At 37.9% G+C, this 17,426-nt stretch carries 13 protein-coding genes and 1 tRNA gene; 13 read left to right on the top strand and 1 reads right to left on the bottom strand.

Annotation, left to right across the window (positions count from 1 at the left end):
* Position 1: 1 nt before the first annotated feature.
* The 3 genes from nhaD (at position 2) to htpG (ending at position 5,207) form a co-directional block, all read left to right on the top strand.
* A complete protein-coding gene (nhaD, locus tag MVE01_RS02495; RefSeq protein ID WP_472560581.1) occupies positions 2-1,327 on the top strand; it encodes a sodium:proton antiporter NhaD in 1,326 nt (441 codons plus the stop codon).
* 120 nt (positions 1,328-1,447) lie between these two features.
* Positions 1,448-2,989, top strand: coding sequence for a glutamine-hydrolyzing GMP synthase (gene guaA / locus MVE01_RS02490; protein ID WP_472560580.1), 1,542 nt, complete (start codon positions 1,448-1,450; stop codon positions 2,987-2,989).
* A gap of 355 nt (positions 2,990-3,344) precedes the next feature.
* On the top strand, positions 3,345-5,207 hold the full coding sequence (gene htpG / locus MVE01_RS02485; RefSeq protein WP_472560579.1) for a molecular chaperone HtpG: 1,863 nt from the start codon (positions 3,345-3,347) through the stop codon (positions 5,205-5,207).
* 37 nt (positions 5,208-5,244) lie between these two features.
* Here the strand turns inward: htpG and MVE01_RS02480 are convergent, their stop codons facing one another.
* Entirely contained in the window at positions 5,245-7,590 is a 2,346-nt protein-coding gene (locus MVE01_RS02480; RefSeq protein ID WP_472560578.1) for a sensor domain-containing protein, read from the bottom strand.
* A 193-nt stretch (positions 7,591-7,783) separates the two neighbouring features.
* Between MVE01_RS02480 and MVE01_RS02475 the strand changes: the two genes are divergently transcribed.
* The 10 genes from MVE01_RS02475 to MVE01_RS02430 all read left to right on the top strand — a co-directional run bounded on the left by MVE01_RS02475 (position 7,784) and on the right by MVE01_RS02430 (position 17,416).
* Positions 7,784-8,722, top strand: coding sequence for a cation diffusion facilitator family transporter (locus MVE01_RS02475; protein ID WP_472560577.1), 939 nt, complete (start codon positions 7,784-7,786; stop codon positions 8,720-8,722).
* Complete coding sequence (locus MVE01_RS02470; protein WP_472560576.1) at positions 8,722-9,378, top strand: uroporphyrinogen-III synthase; 657 nt, start codon at positions 8,722-8,724, stop codon at positions 9,376-9,378. The genes MVE01_RS02475 and MVE01_RS02470 overlap by 1 nt, the downstream gene beginning before the upstream one ends.
* A gap of 393 nt (positions 9,379-9,771) precedes the next feature.
* Positions 9,772-11,040, top strand: a complete 1,269-nt coding sequence (purD, locus tag MVE01_RS02465; RefSeq protein WP_472560575.1) for a phosphoribosylamine--glycine ligase — start codon at positions 9,772-9,774, stop codon at positions 11,038-11,040.
* 18 nt (positions 11,041-11,058) lie between these two features.
* Complete coding sequence (locus MVE01_RS02460) at positions 11,059-13,137, top strand: LPS-assembly protein LptD (protein ID WP_472560574.1); 2,079 nt, start codon at positions 11,059-11,061, stop codon at positions 13,135-13,137.
* On the top strand, positions 13,137-13,406 hold the full coding sequence (locus MVE01_RS02455; protein WP_472560573.1) for a J domain-containing protein: 270 nt from the start codon (positions 13,137-13,139) through the stop codon (positions 13,404-13,406). The genes MVE01_RS02460 and MVE01_RS02455 overlap by 1 nt, the downstream gene beginning before the upstream one ends.
* Entirely contained in the window at positions 13,384-14,085 is a 702-nt protein-coding gene (locus tag MVE01_RS02450) for a phosphoribosyltransferase (protein WP_472560572.1), read from the top strand. Before MVE01_RS02455 ends, MVE01_RS02450 begins: the two co-directional genes overlap by 23 nt.
* Positions 14,086-14,114: 29 nt before the next feature.
* Positions 14,115-16,304 carry a polyribonucleotide nucleotidyltransferase gene (locus MVE01_RS02445; RefSeq protein ID WP_472560571.1) on the top strand — a complete coding sequence of 730 codons (2,190 nt, stop codon included), beginning with the start codon at positions 14,115-14,117 and terminating at the stop codon, positions 16,302-16,304.
* Between the two features lie 164 nt (positions 16,305-16,468).
* Positions 16,469-16,780: a F0F1 ATP synthase subunit C gene (locus tag MVE01_RS02440; RefSeq protein ID WP_295420320.1), complete on the top strand. Its 312-nt coding sequence runs from the start codon at positions 16,469-16,471 to the stop codon at positions 16,778-16,780.
* A gap of 100 nt (positions 16,781-16,880) precedes the next feature.
* Positions 16,881-16,965 (top strand) — tRNA-Leu (locus MVE01_RS02435).
* A gap of 169 nt (positions 16,966-17,134) precedes the next feature.
* Positions 17,135-17,416: an HU family DNA-binding protein gene (locus MVE01_RS02430; protein WP_472560570.1), complete on the top strand. Its 282-nt coding sequence runs from the start codon at positions 17,135-17,137 to the stop codon at positions 17,414-17,416.
* Positions 17,417-17,426: the final 10 nt, after the last annotated feature.

The raw sequence follows: 17,426 nt of genomic DNA, 5'->3' as shown, positions 1-17,426 counted from the left end.
AATGCACGACCAACTACATTTGACTACCACATGGGTAGGGATACTATCCCTTATTATATTTATTGTAGGATATTATTTTATTGCCACAGAAGATAAATATCATATCAACAAAGCTAAACCGGCACTGCTTGCGGGAACGGGTATCTTTATGCTTATCGGGCTCTATTTTTCACTGAACGGCTTAGATGGACATTCACTTGAAACTGAAGTAGAGCATCTCATTGTGGAGATCGCGGGTATTTTCTTCTTCCTAATGGTGGCAATGACATACATTGAAGCAATGATAGACAGAGGTGTCTTTTCTGCCTTGCGTTACAATCTGGTTTCTAAAGGCTATACATATAAAAAACTTTTTTGGATCACCGGTCTTTTGGCATTTTTTATCTCTCCGGTTGCAGATAACCTGACGACAGCGTTGATCCTCTCTACCGTACTCTTAACAATAGATAAAGAGAATAAATCTTTCTTGGTTCCCGGTGCTATCAACATTGTGGTTGCTGCCAATGCAGGCGGTGCATGGTCACCGTTTGGAGATATTACAACACTGATGGTATGGGTAGACGGAAAAGGTGCATTTACCGAATTCCTCTTTTTGTTCCCTGCTGCCGTACTTGGTTGGGGTATCACAGCATTTTTGCTCAGCCGTTTTGTTCCTGAGGGAACACCACCGTTTAGTGCGGATGAGAAAAAAGTAGAAATTGCAGAGGGTGGAAAGACCATTATAGGGCTTTTTGCACTGACCATTGCACTCGCAGTACTTTCTCATCAGGTTATGCATCTTCCTGCAATGTGGGGAATGATGTTTGGTTTGGCATTGCTTAAAATGTATGTATACAAAATCAATGTAGGACCGACAGAAACGCAATTAAATGCATTTTCATGGATCGCTAAAATTGAGAATGATACATTGCTTTTCTTTTTTGGTATTTTAGCAGCAGTTGGCGGGCTACACTTTTTAGGTTTTTTAGAATATTTTACAACCCTCTATCAAGAATTTGGAGCTACGGCTGTGAATATCGGAGTAGGATTTCTCTCTTCAATCGTAGATAATGTTCCTGTAATGTCCGCTGTGCTTAAAGCCGATCCCAATATGGGTGCTGATGCACAGTCGCAATGGATGCTTGTAACAATGACAGCAGGTGTAGGTGGAAGTCTTATCTCATTTGGTTCAGCTGCAGGTGTTGGGGTAATGGGTAAAATGCATGGTATCTATACCTTTGCATCACATATGAAATATGCCTGGACAGTATTGGTGGGATATATTATTTCTATCATAGTATGGTATATACAATTTGAAATACTACATATAGGCGCACACCTAATGTAGCTTTGACAAGCTTCCTTCGGCAGGCTCAGGGAACGGTAGTTTTCTCTGTTGAAGGGAGTACATTTATATGAATAAGTTTTTGTTGAAAAATTTACTCATACAAATACAAGGATTTTATTTATGAAACAAGTACCTATTCTAGTTTTAGACTTCGGTTCACAATATACACAACTCATCGCAAGAAAATTAAGAGAATCAGGTGTCTATACGGAAGTTGTACCTTACCGTGAGAGTATTGAAGATATCAAGGCTAGAAAACCACAGGGGATCATCCTCTCCGGTGGACCAGCATCTGTATACGCAGAAGATGCATATAAACCGAATGATGCGATCTGGGATCTGGGATTACCGATCTTGGGTATTTGTTACGGAATGCAGCTGATCACACAGCATTTTGGTGGATCGGTCGTTCCTGCAAATCATCATGAATACGGTAAGGCAAAACTGCATATAGAGAAGAGTGATTCTCTTATTTTTAAAGATATTGAACAGGACTCTATTGTCTGGATGAGTCATGGTGACAGAGCCGAGAGACTGCCTGATGGATTTGAAGTGGTCGGTACGAGTGAGAACTCTCCTTATGCAGCCATAGCCAATGAGTCGGCACAACTCTATGCTTTCCAGTTTCACCCGGAAGTACACCACTCGGTAGAAGGAACAAAACTGCTGAAGAATTTTGCAAAACATATTTGCGGCTGTGAGAGTACCTGGAATATGGGAAGCTTTGCCAAAGAGAAGATTGCACAGATACAGTCACAGGTAGGGGATAAAAAAGTACTTTGCGGTGTCAGTGGAGGTGTTGATTCATCGGTTGTTGCTGCCATGCTGAATGAAGCACTGCCGAAAGAACAGCTTATCTGTGTATTTGTTGATCAGGGGTTGCTTCGAAAAGATGAAGCTGAACAGGTACAGGATATGTTTAAACTTCTTGATATTCCACTCATTACGATTGATGCAAAAAAAGAATTCATGGATGTTTTGGCAGGTGTGACGGATCCTGAGACAAAACGTAAAGCTATTGGTGAAAAATTCATTGAAGTCTTTGACAAAGAGGCAAGTAAACATACAGATGTGGCTTTCCTTGCACAGGGAACACTCTATACCGATGTTATAGAATCAGTTTCCGTTAAAGGCCCATCCAAAACAATTAAATCTCACCACAATGTAGGGGGACTTCCTGACTGGATGACCTTTGAACTGGTAGAGCCTTTAAGAGAGATATTTAAAGATGAGGTTAGAAAACTGGGACTTGAACTGGGACTTCCAAAAGATATGATAGGTAGACATCCCTTCCCTGGACCGGGACTGGCTATCAGAGTAATGGGTGATGTTAATGAAGAGGCACTTAGACTGCTTCGGGAGTCAGATGCCATTATGCAGGAAGAGTTAAAAGCCACAGGCTACTATGACAAAGTATGGCAGGCATTTACTGTACTGTTGAATGTACAGTCAGTCGGTGTAATGGGAGATAACCGTACCTATGACAATACCGTATGTATTCGTATGGTAGAGTCTGTTGATGGGATGACAGCTACTTTCGCGCATGTACCACATGATGTACTGGAGGGAATGAGTAGAAGAATCATCAATGAGATCGATGGGATCAACAGGGTAGTGTATGATATCTCATCCAAGCCCCCAGCAACAATCGAATGGGAATAATTCTTTCCATTTTACTTCATCTGTGAGGGAGTTTGTTTAGTCACTTACTTTTAAGTAAGCTCCTTCACAACAGCCCTCACAGCTAAAGCAAACTGAAAAGAATTCATTTTTTTGTTTGCGTACGCTCCCTCTCTCCACTCACACTGTATAGCCAAATCTACGGTAAACTAAAAGGTATTATTAGTCTGATTTTTGCCAAGCTCCTTTAAAAAATTTAAATCTATCTCTTTGTTTGAATGGCTTCATTCTATAGAGTTTAGTCATAAAGACTAAACTATCTTACAAAAAAACTTGAAATATTTATTAAAATAGTATATAATCCCACAAAATAAACATAAAAATCAGGAGAAACCGTATGGCTAAACATCAATTTCAAACAGAAATAGGGCAACTGCTCAAACTCATGACACATTCACTCTACTCAAATAAAGAGATATTTATACGTGAACTGGTTTCCAATGCCAGTGATGCCTTGGATAAATTTAATTATCTTTCACTGACAGACGAGAAATTCAAAGAAGAGAACTGGTCTGGAAAGATCACGATCAAATTAGATAAAGATGATCGTTCTATGAGTATCATGGATAACGGTATCGGTATGAATGAAGCTGATCTCATGGATAATCTTGGAACGATCGCAAAATCAGGGACAAAGTCTTTTGTAGAATCACTTACGGGTGATGCCAAAAAAGATTCCAATCTTATCGGTCAATTCGGGGTAGGATTCTACTCTGTATTCATGGTAGCAGAGCAAGTAGATGTTATCTCTAAAAAAGCCGGTGAAGAGCAGGCTTATATGTTCAGTACAGATGGTACAGGAGAGTATGAACTAAAATCTGTGACCAAAGAGTCTCACGGTACAGTCATTTACATCAAGCTCAAAGAGGACGAGAAAGAGTTTTTAGATAAATGGAGAACTCAGGAAGTGGTTAAAAAATATTCCAACCATATTGCTTATCCAATTATACTTAACTACGAAGAGCTAGAGTCTGAAGGGGAAGGGGATGAGAAAAAAGAGAAAAAAGTACAAAAGTCTGAGCAGATCAATGAAGCTACTGCACTTTGGACGCTGCCAAAATCAGAGTTGAAAAAAGAGGATTATGTAGAGTTCTACAAAACGATTTCTCATGACAGTGATGAACCATTGGTCTATCTGCATAATAAAGTGGAGGGAGCCAACGAGTTCACCACACTTTTTTACATTCCTAGAACAGCCCCGATGGATCTCTATAGAGCAGACTATCAACCGGGTGTGAAACTTTATGTGAAACGTGTATTCATTACAGATGATGATAAAGAGTTACTGCCTCCCTATCTGCGATTTGTAAAAGGGATCATTGACTCTGAAGATCTTCCTCTGAATGTTTCCAGAGAACTGCTCCAGGAAAACAGGATTTTGGCAAACATCAAACAAAATTCGACTAAAAAGATCCTTCAGGCGATCAAAAAACTTGAAGGTGAAGATGCTCAGATATTTACAGAGCAATATAACAGGGTTATAAAAGAGGGTATCTATACGGATCATACGAATAAAGAGCTGCTTCTTGATCTTGTGAAATATAAATCTTCCAATGAAGAAGGGCTTGTAAGTTTTGAAGAATATATCAGTCGTGGAGATTCAGAGAAAAAAGAAATTTATTACATTATTGGTGAAGATGAAAAAGTTTTGAGAAACTCTCCACTGCTTGAAGCCTATAAAAAAGCAAATATAGAAGTACTTATTATGGATGATCAGGAAGTAGACAGTATTGTTACACCAATGATAGGCACATATAAGGAGTGGACACTTAAAGATATTACAACGATCGATGCTCCGGACTCTAAAACAGAGGAAGAGAAAGAAGAAGTGGCAAAAGAGTTCAAGCCTTTGACAGACAAAATCAAAGAGGTTCTGGGTGATGAGGTAAAAGAGGTAAAAACCACTTCAAGACTAACATCCAGTCCATCTTGTGTACTTAAAGATCCTTCTGATCCTATGGCAGGTATGGCAGCAATGTTTGCCCAAATGGGTCAGGAAATGCCTGAGACTCCTCTTATTTTAGAAATCAACCCGGATCACGAAATGATTAAAAAGCTTGATAAACTTGAGGACAAATCTCTGTTTGAAGCGTTATCATGGATATTATTGGATTCTGCAAAATTGTCTGAGGGGTTAGAACCCAAAGACAAAGGAGCTTTTGCACAAAGGGTAGCGTCTTTGGCAACCAAAGCACTGTAATTATTCATGTACCCTCGCAAGGGTACATGAAAAATGTTTACACAATTTTTATAAACTCTTCCAGTGGCATAGGTTTATATCCGAAGTTTCCTTGATAAAGATCACATTTTATGATCTTAAGATAGTTTAATGTCGCATCATTCTCTACACCTTCAGCCAAGATTTTCAGATCAAACTTCTGTCCTATAGCAACAACCGATTCAACGATCATTGCATCACCTTTGTTCTGATTCATATTAAAGATAAAAGATTGATCTATCTTGATCATATCTACAGGAAGTTTCTTAAGATAGGCCAAAGAAGAATACCCTGTACCGAAATCATCAATGGAAAAACTGAACCCGAACTTCTTTAACTCTTTTATCTTTGCTATAGCATCATCAATGTTACGCATAATACCGCTTTCTGTGATCTCTAATTCGATCCATTCCGGTTTTACCTTATGCTTATTGACAAGCAGCATCAGTTGTTCTACAAAATGTGGTTGAAGAAAATGGATAGTACTCACATTGATAGCAATATGGTCTAAATTAAAACCTTCTTCTCTTTGGCTTAAAGCCTTGATTTCACTTAGGGTTCTATCGAAGATCCACTCTTCCAGCTTAATGATAATACCGCTCTCTTCTGCAACAGGGATGAATTTTGAAGGTGGAATAAAACCTTTTTGGGAGTGTTTCCAGCGTATCAATGCCTCTGCGCCAATGATCTTATTTTCCTGAACATCTAACTGTGGCTGATAATAGATGGATAATTCATTATTCTTCATGGCTTTGTGGATATCATTTTCAAGCATAAGCTGTTCTTTTGTATCGGCACTCATACTGCTTGTATAAAACTCACTTGTTCCTCGGGCATTTCTCTTTGCTTCGTACATGGCTGTTTCTGCACGCTTAAGAAGATCAAAGGCGGAAGCATCACTGTTGTTGAAAAGTACTACACCGATGGTAAAACTTAAATGGTATTCTTCTCCTGCGACATTAAGCGGTTGTGTGAAATGCTTATTGATCGTTGATATATATTTGACCGTCATCTCTTCAGAGAGTGTTTTATCCATATGCAAAGAGGGGATAAGAATAACGAATTTATTACCGCTTACTCTTGCAAAAGTCTCACGACTCCCTATTACATCTTCTATTCGTTGTACCACTTGCTTGAGCAGAGAATCACCAACATCATGCCCAAAGGTTTCATTGACTTTCTTAAAGTTGTCAATATCCAAAAAGAGCAATGCTGCATACTCTTCATGGTCTCTTTTGTTTGTAATAAAACTTTTAAGTTTATCCATAAGAAGGGTACGGTTAGGTATGTTGGTAAGCAGGTCATAATAGGCATTGCGTATCATTTTCTCTTTTGCTGTTACTTCATTGGTAATGTCATTGATGATAGTGATACCTCCTGCAACTTTACCGTCAGCATTGATCATAGGAACTGTTGAAAGTTTTACATAAAGATTTTGATTATGTAGTGCCTCAAAGGGACCACGGTAATTCCCTGTCTTCCCTTTAAATACATCTTCATGCGCATGTACGATCTGTTTATTGCTTAAAGCATGCAGATCCAAGCCAATAAGAGATTCTTTCTTTTCTACTTTATTCATTTGCATGAAATGCGTATTGATATCTTCAAGCTCCAATGCTTCATTATAATAATATATTCCTACAGGTGCACGTTCGAACAGAGAGAAGAAACGCTCTTTGAGTTTTTCATGTGTATGTTTAATAGTGATAAAATGCTGTCGGCTGTTCAGTGCATTATTGATCACTTTTCCATAATAGTTTGCAACAAGTAACATAATAAGTATCAATGCAAGTATGGCATAGGCTATGGTCTTATAAAGTGCATCTTCCATAAAAAACAGACGCAGAATTATTGGGGCATACGTTACCAAAATGTAGGTAAGCAGCAGATCACGTTTCGAAGCAAGGATCCCCATAGCCGAGAAACCAATGGCAAAAAGGAAGAAGATAACGATCATTTGATTGAGGAGATTTGATTCGGGGAAGAGTAAAAATGCACTGCTCCCCCATACAATACCGTTGATGAGTATATTTGTATAATATTTATCGAACCATATATCAGAGTTCTTTAGTTTGTTCTCCTCAGTCTCATTTTTAAATAAAGAGTATTGGTATAAACTATAGAAAAACATAATAATACTGATGCTCAGCCAGATACCGATTGAATAGAGATCAACAACATTTAATTGAATAGCACTTAAGAGAAGTGCACCCATCAGGTTACCAAGAAGCATGATGGGCAGTGAAATATAGTAAAAACTCAATTTATCGTAGGTAAGTCGTTCTTTAAATGATATCTCTGTATTGTCAATTGCTTGGCTCAAGTCATTATCCTCTATCTCTATTTCTGTTTCAATGTGATTCATTATGTGAATATACCAGTAAGTTTATTTTTGTATTATCTAATTAGATATGATTGCAATTTGTTGAATACTATAACATAAGTATTCTATAACAGAGGTTACCTAAAATCTCATATAAAGTACTTTTTTTAACAAAGATATACTCTATTTGTGTTAAGATGATTCTTCTAATTTAACTTAATGTCAAGGAGCAGAATTGAAATCTGAAAACTCTCCGCAAAAACGTGCAACTATGGTGTCAAGTTCAGTTGCAACAGTATTGGTCTTTGTCAAATTGATCATTGGTGTCGCCAGTGGTTCGGTAGCGGTACTTGCTTCTGCCATAGATTCTCTTCTGGACATGGCAGTATCACTTTTTAATTTCTTTGCTATTAAAAAATCCGAAGAAGAACCTGATGATATGTATCAGTACGGAAAAGGGAAAATACAGGCTATCGCCGCTGTGATAGAGGGAACGGTTATTACTATTTCGGGTATTTATATTATGTATGTGGCATTTAAAAAGTTGAATGAGGGAACGATCACTACATTACTGACACCTTCGATCTTTGCCATGTTGTTTTCTATTATCGTAACCTATTTTTTAGTACAGTATTTGTTAAAAACAGCAAAAGAGACAGACAGTATTGTGATCAAAGCAGATGCTTTGCACTATAAGACCGATCTGTGGAGTAATGCAGCAGTATTGGTGGCATTAGGGCTGGTTTCACTTACCGGGTTAGACAGTATTGATGCTATTTTTGGTTTGGGTATAGGGATATATATCATCTATTCAGCCTATGAGATCATTGTAGACGGTATAGAGATACTGCTTGATCGCGCACTGGATGGAGAGACGGTTGCGAAGATAGGAGAGATCATTTCAGGACATCCTGAAGTGACAAGTTATCACTGGCTTAAAACCCGTACGGACGGGAATGCGAACTTTGTAGAGTTTCATATGGTTCTGCGGCCCAATATGCTTTTACTTGAAGCACATCGTATTGCAGATGAGGTAGAAGACAAGATCATGTTGCTCGAACCCAATAAAAAATGGATCATCACACCGCATTTCGATCCGTATGATGATGAAGAAGTCAATGATGCGATGCTTCACGGCAAACCTTTGGTAGAATTGGAAAAAGTAAGTCACTGATGCAAAAACAAAGTGCTATTTACCTACTCTCTCCTACACCCAAAGAGGATACGATCGCATTACCGATGATCGATTTCACTGTTACGGCAGATCAGATTGATTTTGCACAGTATGACACCTTAATATTTACTTCTAAACAGGCAGTCGTCTGTGCTGATAAAATAGATGTTTCATGGAAAAACTATCCTTGTATTGCCATTGGTAGTGCAACCAAAAAACAGATAGAGGATCTTGGAGGTGAAGTAATATATCAACCAAGCTCATTTTACGGTGAGCAGTTGAGCAGAGATATCGCCTCTTTTTTTCGAGAGAGGAAACTGCTCTATCTAAGACCAAAAGAGGTTTCCTTTGATTCTAAAACTTTTTTGAATAAAGAGGGTATTGATCTTGGGGAGCAGATAATTTATGAGACTTCCTGTATTCTATATACTTCCAAGGAAAAGCCTGTAGCAGGAGCGATCATTATTTTTACTTCTCCATCGACGATCCACTGTTTTTTAAAGAATTTTAAATGGGATGAGAGTTATACGGCAGTGGTTATCGGAAATGCAACAAAAGTACATTTACCTATGCATGCAAAGTATGTTGTGGCAGATGAGCCTCTTATATCCGCCTGTATTCTAAAAGCTAAAGAGATAGCAAATTCTTCATTTTAAGCACTCTTTTACTGACTTCTAACTCCAAATAGGTTATAATAAATTTAACCTAAGTGGTTCGATGACTGTATATGGGGTCCAACATTAATCTTAGTGGGACATGTAGTCTCTTGGTGTGTGGAAGTTTTCGTTTGAGTGTAGTTTTATACGAGAAATCATCCCCTAAAGAGAGACTCTCTCCTGCACTGTTGGCTTTTTAGGGCCGGCTTTAAACAGGACGGCCACTCGGGGGTTTATTAGCGGCAATTTTTGCACGCATAGAGCTTTGCAAAATGCCATTGACGAATTTGAAGTTCGCCTTCAAGCATTTTACAAAACTCTCTACGCACAACTATTACCACTACTAAAATCCCTTAAACAGGTATATAATAATTCTTTCACGGAGATAATAATATGAATGTATTGATCATAGGTAGTGGTGGTAGAGAATACTCTATTGGTTTGGCATTAAAGAAAGATGATAATGTTCAGAAGATCTATTTTGCACCGGGGAACGGAGCAACAGATGTATTAGGTGAAAATCTGGCTATCAGTAATTTTAATGACTTGGCTGATTTTGTGGAAGCCAATCAGATCGAATTAACGATAGTTGGACCGGAAGCACCGCTTGTTGAAGGTATTGTAGATGTCTTTAAAGAGAGAGGTTTAACTATTTTTGGACCTACTTCAAAAGCGGCACAGCTTGAAGGTTCTAAAATTTTCATGAAAAATTTCCTTGCACGCCATAATGTTCCTACAGCCAAATATATTGAAACAGACTCTCTTGAGGATGCCTATTCCTTCATCAATACTTTGGAAGCACCGATCGTTGTAAAAGCGGATGGACTTTGCGGAGGTAAAGGTGTGATCATTGCACAAAGTCATGACGAAGCAAAAAAAGCTGCAGGAGAGATGCTTTCTGGAAACTCTTTTGGTGAGGCCGGAACTTCTATCGTTGTAGAAGAGTTTCTTGACGGATATGAACTTTCTGTCTTTGCGATCTGTGACGGAAAAAATTATGTGGTGCTCCCTGCTGCACAGGATCATAAAAGGCTGCTCAATAATGATGAAGGACCAAATACGGGTGGTATGGGAGCCTATGCGCCCACACCGCTTGTTAATGATGATATCTATCGTAAACTTAATGAAAGAGTGATAGAACCGACATTAAAAGGTATGGAATCTGAAGGTATGCCATTCACAGGTGTCCTTTTTATTGGGGTGATGGTGGTCAAAGGGGAGCCTATTATTCTTGAATATAATGTGCGTTTTGGCGATCCTGAGTGTGAGGAGTTGATGCCTCTTCTTAAATCACCTGCAAGTGAACTTTTCTATAAAGCTGCCACAGGTGATCTTAAAAGTGCAAAAATAGAGTTTCACGACAAATATGCAGTAGGTGTAGTGATGGCAAGCAAGGATTATCCTTACAAAAGTACACCCGCAGCTGAGATCATTGTTGATGATATCCATCATGATGAGTTAGAAGGAAATGCCCATATTTCTTATGCGGGAGTAAGTCGCGGAGAAGATGGTAAACTCTATGCAATCGGTGGAAGAGTACTTGTATGTGTCGGACTTGGAGAGAGTATTAAAGAAGCACAAAAACGTGCCTATATGCTGGTAGGACAAGTGCATTTTGCAGGGAAGCAGTGTCGTACTGATATTGCCTATCAGGCACTTTAAGCACTGTGAACACTGTTTATGCATAAATTTTTATTTTTCTTAGGGATATTGTTAAGCATAGAAGTGCTCCATGCTGCACAAGAGAAAAATAAGATAGAAGTTACTGCAAAACATTTAGAGAGTACAAAAACAACCGTACATGCTACGGATGGTGTTGTAGTATACTATCAGGATTCTGTGATCAAAGCAGAGTCCGCATCCTACAATAAAGAGACAAAGATCCTTATACTTGACGGTAAGGTAGAGATGATAGGGTACAGAGGTACCAAAGAGCATACGAATCATATGGAGATACATACTGACAGCAAAGAGGTAAGTTTTGAAGAACTCTTCTTTGTAAGTCAAAATGATATATGGCTTTTTTCCGATAAAGCACACCGTAATGATAACAACTATACCTTGGGAGAGTCGGTACTTTCATCGTGTGATATTAATGATCCTTTATGGAAAATGGTTTTTTCCCATTCCTTTTATGACAGTGATGAAAAGTATATGAAAATCTATGATGCAAAGGTCTATTTCTGGGATATACCGATCTTCTACTTCCCCTATTTGGCTTTTTCCATAAATAATCAAAGAAGTTCCGGTCTTTTGTTCCCTTTATTTGGTTATACTGGAGAAGAAGGATTTGTGTATGAACAACCTGTTTTCTGGGCTATCTCTGACAGTATGGATATGGAATTCAATCCGCAGATCAGAACCAACCGAAGTATGGGTATTTATAGCACTTTCCGATTTGTAGACAGTAGCCACTCTGCCGGGAAATTGAGGGTAGGATATTTTCGAGACAGTACATCCTATCAAAAGAGAAAAAATACAAAGGATCTAAATCACTATGGATTGGAGTTTTTGTATGACTCTTCTACTGTTTTTAAAGCGTTCCTGCCAAGGGCATTTACAGATGGTCTTTATATCAATACTACGTTTTTAACGGATATTGATTACCTTAATTTACAAAAAACACGTTTGCAACATTTTGGACTCACTCCACTCCAAGAATCTAAATTGAACTATTTTTTATATGATAATGACTATTATATGGGAGTCAATGCAAAATATTTTATTGATACACGAAAAGAGCATAATGATGATACCCTTCAGATACTCCCATCCATACAACTTCATAAATATTTAGATCATTTTTTATGGGATAATCTTACATACAGTGCGGATCTCCATCTAAATCATTTCTATAGAGAGAAGGGCACAACACTTAGACAGGCAGAGTTAAAAGTGCCATTGGAATTCACTACTTCATTTTTTGATGATTTTTTAAATATTTCACTGGGAGAAGAACTCTACTACAGCAAATTCTTTTTTGGTAACGGCAGTTATGCACACAGTGTATTCCGATATTACAGTAACATTCATAAAGTAAAATTATTTACGGATCTGACTAAAAAATATAAGCATTTTACACACGTTATGCAGCCTTCGATCGAGTATACTAAGCCAGGTAATGAAAATGAACAACCTGTAACATTCAATTCACTTGGATCTGAACAGAAAAAACTTTTTGCGGTAGGGTTGCCTGAAGAGCAGTACAGAATAGGATTTAATCAATATTTTTATGATAATAAAACAAATTTGAAGTTTTTTCAGAGACTCTATCAGACCTATTATCCAAAGAGGAAGTATGAATGGGCAGATTTGGGGAATGAGATGCAATATAATTGGAAAAATTGGCGTTTTTACAATAACCTGTTATATTCTTATGAATTTGGTAAATTAAGAGAGTCTTCAAGTCTTGTCTCTTTATATAAGTCAGATTATTTTTTTACTTTAGGACATACCTATAAAGAAAAACTTCCTGATGATTCAAGCAGTTTTGTCCCAGCCAATGATATTCTCTTTAATTTCGGATATACATTGAATCAAAGAGTAACAATTAAAGGCGGTGTTACATATAGTCTTGAAAAAGCAGCGAGTACTCAGTGGAGGATCGGAGGAAAATATCAACAGGACTGCTGGAGTATGGATGTTGCAGTTCGTCAAGATATCACACCAAGACCCATAGGAGCAACCAAAGTAAACAGTTTTTATATACAGTTGAACTTTATTCCTTTCGGCGGTGTAGGAACAGGAAATACAAAATAATGCAAAATCCTATAAAAGAGATAGAGTATGCATTGGATATTTTAGGTCTACCTAAACTTATTACGAAAGATGATATTAAAAAACAGTATCATTTTCTGGCTAAAAAATATCATCCTGATCTGGGGGGAAGTGCTTTCCAGATGGAAGAGATAAACCATGCATATCAATATTTGATGAAGTATATAGAAGAGTTTCGTTATACTTTTGATGAAGAAGAGATCTCTAAACAATTTCCAGGAGCGGATCATGCCCAGCGATTTAAACCATAATTATTATTTTAAAAATAATGAAGATGCAGCAAAAAAACTGATAGAGACATTGCCCCTTGGATTATTACAGGATAATGAGACAGTTATTATAGCTGTAAGTGAGGGGGGTGTTTATTTTGCAGACCAGATTGCAAAAAAAGTATATGCCCAAATGGATATACTTTTGACAGAACCTATTTTGGCTCCCAACAACCCTGAATTGCCTATAGCTATGGTTTCAGAAACAGAAGAAGTAGTGATGCACAAAGCTTTAATAGATGCTTTTGGTATTAATGAAGACTACGTTTACAGTGAAGCAGAGCGTAAATATGATGAAGAAATACTTGGCTATGTCTATCAATATCGAAAGGGAAAAGATCTGGTATCACTTAAAGGAAAATATGTTGTCCTTGTGGATGAATGTATTGAAACCGGGCTTACTATGATGGTTGCACTTAAATCAGCGATCGAAAAAGAGGCAAAAAATATTTATATTGCAACGCCTATTCTTGATAGAACAGTGTATCAGAATCTGCTTACAGTCTGTGACGGTGTATTCTGTCCTCATAAGATAAAAGATTATATTTCGATAGAATACTATTATGAAAATTTCAGTGCATTGGAGTTTGAAGAGATACGTGAAATTATCAAGCAGTATGAAATAAAGAATAAGAACGTAGAGAGAAAAACAGTCTCTTAAATAATACAAGCAAAAGGAAGAACAAAAGTATGAATGAACAGAGCGTAGAAATACATATAAATAATTTAGAAGAAAAATATGAATTTAACAAAATAGCAAAACAGGCAAGTGGTGCAGTAATGTATCGTCAAGGTAAAGCAGTACTTATAGCAGCTGTTGCCATAGATGAGAAGCCTGTGGAAGAAGATTTCCTTCCTTTGACTGTTCAGTATATGGAAAAGTCCTATGCCGCAGCCAAAATACCCGGGGGGTTCATTAAGAGAGAAACGAAGCCTGGAGATTTTGAAACATTAACTTCCCGTATTATAGACCGTTCATTGCGTCCATTATTTCCTAAAGGCTTCCATTTTCCCTTGACCATTACTGTTATGGTTGTAAGCAGTGACAGTGAAGTGGATATGCAGATAGCTGCCCTTCATGCTGCCTCTGCTGCACTTTATGTTTCAGATATTCCTGTTACTCAGAGTATCGCTGCAGTCAGAGTTGGAAAGATAGAAGACAAGGTGCTTATTAATCCTACTTTAAGTCAGCAGGATGAGAGTGTGTTGGATCTTCTGGTTGTCGGTTCAGGTAAAGATATTATTATGATCGAGATGCGTACGATGGCTTCAGAGATTATAGATGATGTTGAGGTAGATATGATTGATCCTATGATGGGAGCGGCTCCTTTGATACTTGAACATCAGGAGTGCAATGAACTTGATGAAGAAGCTTTGATCACTGCCATTGCCTTAGCCGGAAAAGCTATTGATAAAGCAACACAAACATATACAGAAACCTTTACTCCTCTTGTAAGAGAACCTCTTCTTTTGGAACTCGCTCAAGAAAAAGTGGACGAAGTACTTTATGCATATATGGAAAGTAACTATGCAGATGATGTTAAGAATGCAATTGCCCATATGGCAAAAAGTGAGCGTGCAACAGAGTTGAAGAAAGTACGTTCCAAGATCATGGAAGCATTGGAATCTGAAGGTAAAGAAGCAGAGAAAGAGATCGTTTCAAAGACATTGGAACAGTATAAAAGAACAGTTGTAAGAACAATGATCCTAGAGAAAAATATCCGTGCAGACGGTAGAGCTTTGGATGAGGTCAGACCAATCAGTATAGAGACAAATCTTTTACCTTCAGTACACGGTTCCTGTCTATTTACCCGTGGACAGACCCAGGCATTGGTCACAGTAACACTTGGTGATAAAAAAGATGCACAGATGTATGAACTCATTACTGATAAAACAAGCAGATCAGAAAACTTTATGGTGCATTATAATTTTCCCGGTTACTCAGTAGGAGAAGCCAAGTTTATCGGTGCTCCGGGACGTAGAGAATTAGGGCATGGAAATCTTGCCAAAAGGGCATTGGAGCCTGCAATTGCATTAAATTATGACGGAACGATACGTTTGGTTTCCGAGATATTGGAGAGTAACGGTTCTTCTTCCATGGCAACGATCTGCGGAGGATGTCTGGCATTGCGTTCAGCAGATGTTGATATGGTAGATCTTGTTGCGGGTATTGCTATGGGAATGGTAAGTGAAGGTGACAAATATGTCGTGCTTAGTGATATTATGGGATTGGAAGATCACGACGGTGATATGGATTTTAAAATTGCAGGAACAAAAAAAGGGATCACCGCTTTACAAATGGATATTAAGCTTGGTGGGATAGACCTGGATGTGTTAAAAAAAGCATTGCAACAGGCAACTGAAGGTAAGGCACATATTTTAAAGCTTATGGAAGAGGCTGAGTCCCATATTGTGGAAAGTGGTGCTTTGCCAAGTACGGAATTCTTCAATGTACATCCAAGTAAAATAGGTGATATCATAGGTAAAGCAGGTGCAACAATCCGTGATATTATTGAAAAATTCGAAGTAAGTATTGATCTGGACAGAGATGTAGGTGGCGTAAAACTTTCAGGGGAAGATAAAGAGAAAGTAGCAGCAGCCAAAGAGCATATTAAAAAGATCGCAGATGCACCGGTAAAAAAACAGATGGCGTATGAAGTAGGTAAAAGTTATCAGGGGAAAGTCAAGAAGATCGTTGATTTTGGTATTTTTGTTGAAATGCCTGATGGTTTTGATGCACTGCTGCATATCTCCAAGGTAGCAAAAGAGAGAGTGAATAATTTAAATGAACGCTATCATGAAGGTGATGAAATTACGGTTGTAGTCATGGAACAAAAAGGTAAAAAAGTAGAGTTGGCCACACCGGAATTTTTAGCATAAGTTAAATCAACTTTCGCTATAATTTCGCCGTTTAGAGGAGTGATAAGTAGGGAAACAGCTCGCATTTATGTGGTTGTTGGCAGTGGTAATACTGTTTACGCTATCCGAACGGACTTCAAGAACAGTCGAAGAGACTTAAACTCTATTAATTTAAAGGATATAAAATGAAAAAGTTTTTCTTACTTTTCTTGGCACTTGGTGCTGTTGCATTTGCTGGTGAAGCAGATGGTGAATCTATGATCAAAGCATATTCAGTAGTTGCTGCTGGTGTTGGTCTTGGTCTTGCTGCGCTTGGTGGAGCTATCGGTATGGGCCACACTGCTGCTGCAACAATCGCTGGTACAGCTAGAAACCCGGGTCTTGGTGGTAAACTAATGACTACAATGTTCATTGCACTTGCAATGATCGAAGCACAGGTTATCTATACATTGGTAATTGCGCTTATTGCTCTTTATGCTAACCCATTCATTGGTTAATCTTAAAGAAGCTAAAAGGTTGTGGGGGATATAATCCCGTCACAACTTTTTGTTACCCTCAGTTTTTAAGTTTTATAGTACTTTAACTATTATCCACAGTGCGTCAGTGGTGGAACGGTAGACACGCTACCTTGAGGGGGTAGTGCCCTACGGGTGTGGAGGTTCAAATCCTCTCTGACGCACCATACCTCATCATCGAAAATTACAATCTTCCATATCATTTTAAATTTTTTTTTATTTTTATATGATAAAAAACTCAAAAAACCCCCTAAAATAAGTCTTTTTCTATTTTTTTATCTTTTTTTAAGATTGATTTGTGTTATAATAACCGCATCTTAAAAAAAAGGAAGAAGAATGACAAAAGCAGAATTCGTAGAATTAGTACAAAAGAACGGAGAATTTGAAAGCAAAGCGGCAGCAGAGAGAGCAGTAAAAGCATTCATTAACTCAGTAACTGAAGCATTGGTTAAAAAAGAAACTGTATCATTGGTAGGTTTCGGAACATTCTCAACTGTAGAAGTAGCTAAAAAATCTGGTAAAGTTCCAGGAACAAATAAAACATATACAAAAGCAGCACATACTGCACCTAAATTCAAGATAGGTAAAACTCTTAAAGATGCCGTGGCTCAAGCTTAATTATACTACA

It is taken from the genome of Sulfurovum sp., from assembly GCA_026990595.1.
GTDB lineage: Bacteria > Campylobacterota > Campylobacteria > Campylobacterales > Sulfurovaceae > Sulfurovum.
This window is presented reverse-complemented; position numbering and strand designations above follow the sequence as displayed.

Excerpts from the sequence above, each read along its gene's own strand:
- MVE01_RS02450 (WP_472560572.1), top strand. The coding sequence starts at position 13,384 with ATGCCCAGCGATTTAAACCATAATTATTATTTTAAAAATAATGAAGAT.
- MVE01_RS02445 (WP_472560571.1), top strand. The coding sequence starts at position 14,115 with ATGAATGAACAGAGCGTAGAAATACATATAAATAATTTAGAAGAAAAA.
- MVE01_RS02440 (WP_295420320.1), top strand. The coding sequence starts at position 16,469 with ATGAAAAAGTTTTTCTTACTTTTCTTGGCACTTGGTGCTGTTGCATTT.
- MVE01_RS02455 (WP_472560573.1), top strand. The coding sequence starts at position 13,137 with ATGCAAAATCCTATAAAAGAGATAGAGTATGCATTGGATATTTTAGGT.
- purD (WP_472560575.1), top strand. The coding sequence starts at position 9,772 with ATGAATGTATTGATCATAGGTAGTGGTGGTAGAGAATACTCTATTGGT.
- MVE01_RS02430 (WP_472560570.1), top strand. The coding sequence starts at position 17,135 with ATGACAAAAGCAGAATTCGTAGAATTAGTACAAAAGAACGGAGAATTT.
- MVE01_RS02480 (WP_472560578.1), bottom strand. The coding sequence starts at position 7,590 with ATGAATCACATTGAAACAGAAATAGAGATAGAGGATAATGACTTGAGC.
- MVE01_RS02460 (WP_472560574.1), top strand. The coding sequence starts at position 11,059 with ATGCATAAATTTTTATTTTTCTTAGGGATATTGTTAAGCATAGAAGTG.
- htpG (WP_472560579.1), top strand. The coding sequence starts at position 3,345 with ATGGCTAAACATCAATTTCAAACAGAAATAGGGCAACTGCTCAAACTC.
- MVE01_RS02470 (WP_472560576.1), top strand. The coding sequence starts at position 8,722 with ATGCAAAAACAAAGTGCTATTTACCTACTCTCTCCTACACCCAAAGAG.
- guaA (WP_472560580.1), top strand. The coding sequence starts at position 1,448 with ATGAAACAAGTACCTATTCTAGTTTTAGACTTCGGTTCACAATATACA.
- nhaD (WP_472560581.1), top strand. The coding sequence starts at position 2 with ATGCACGACCAACTACATTTGACTACCACATGGGTAGGGATACTATCC.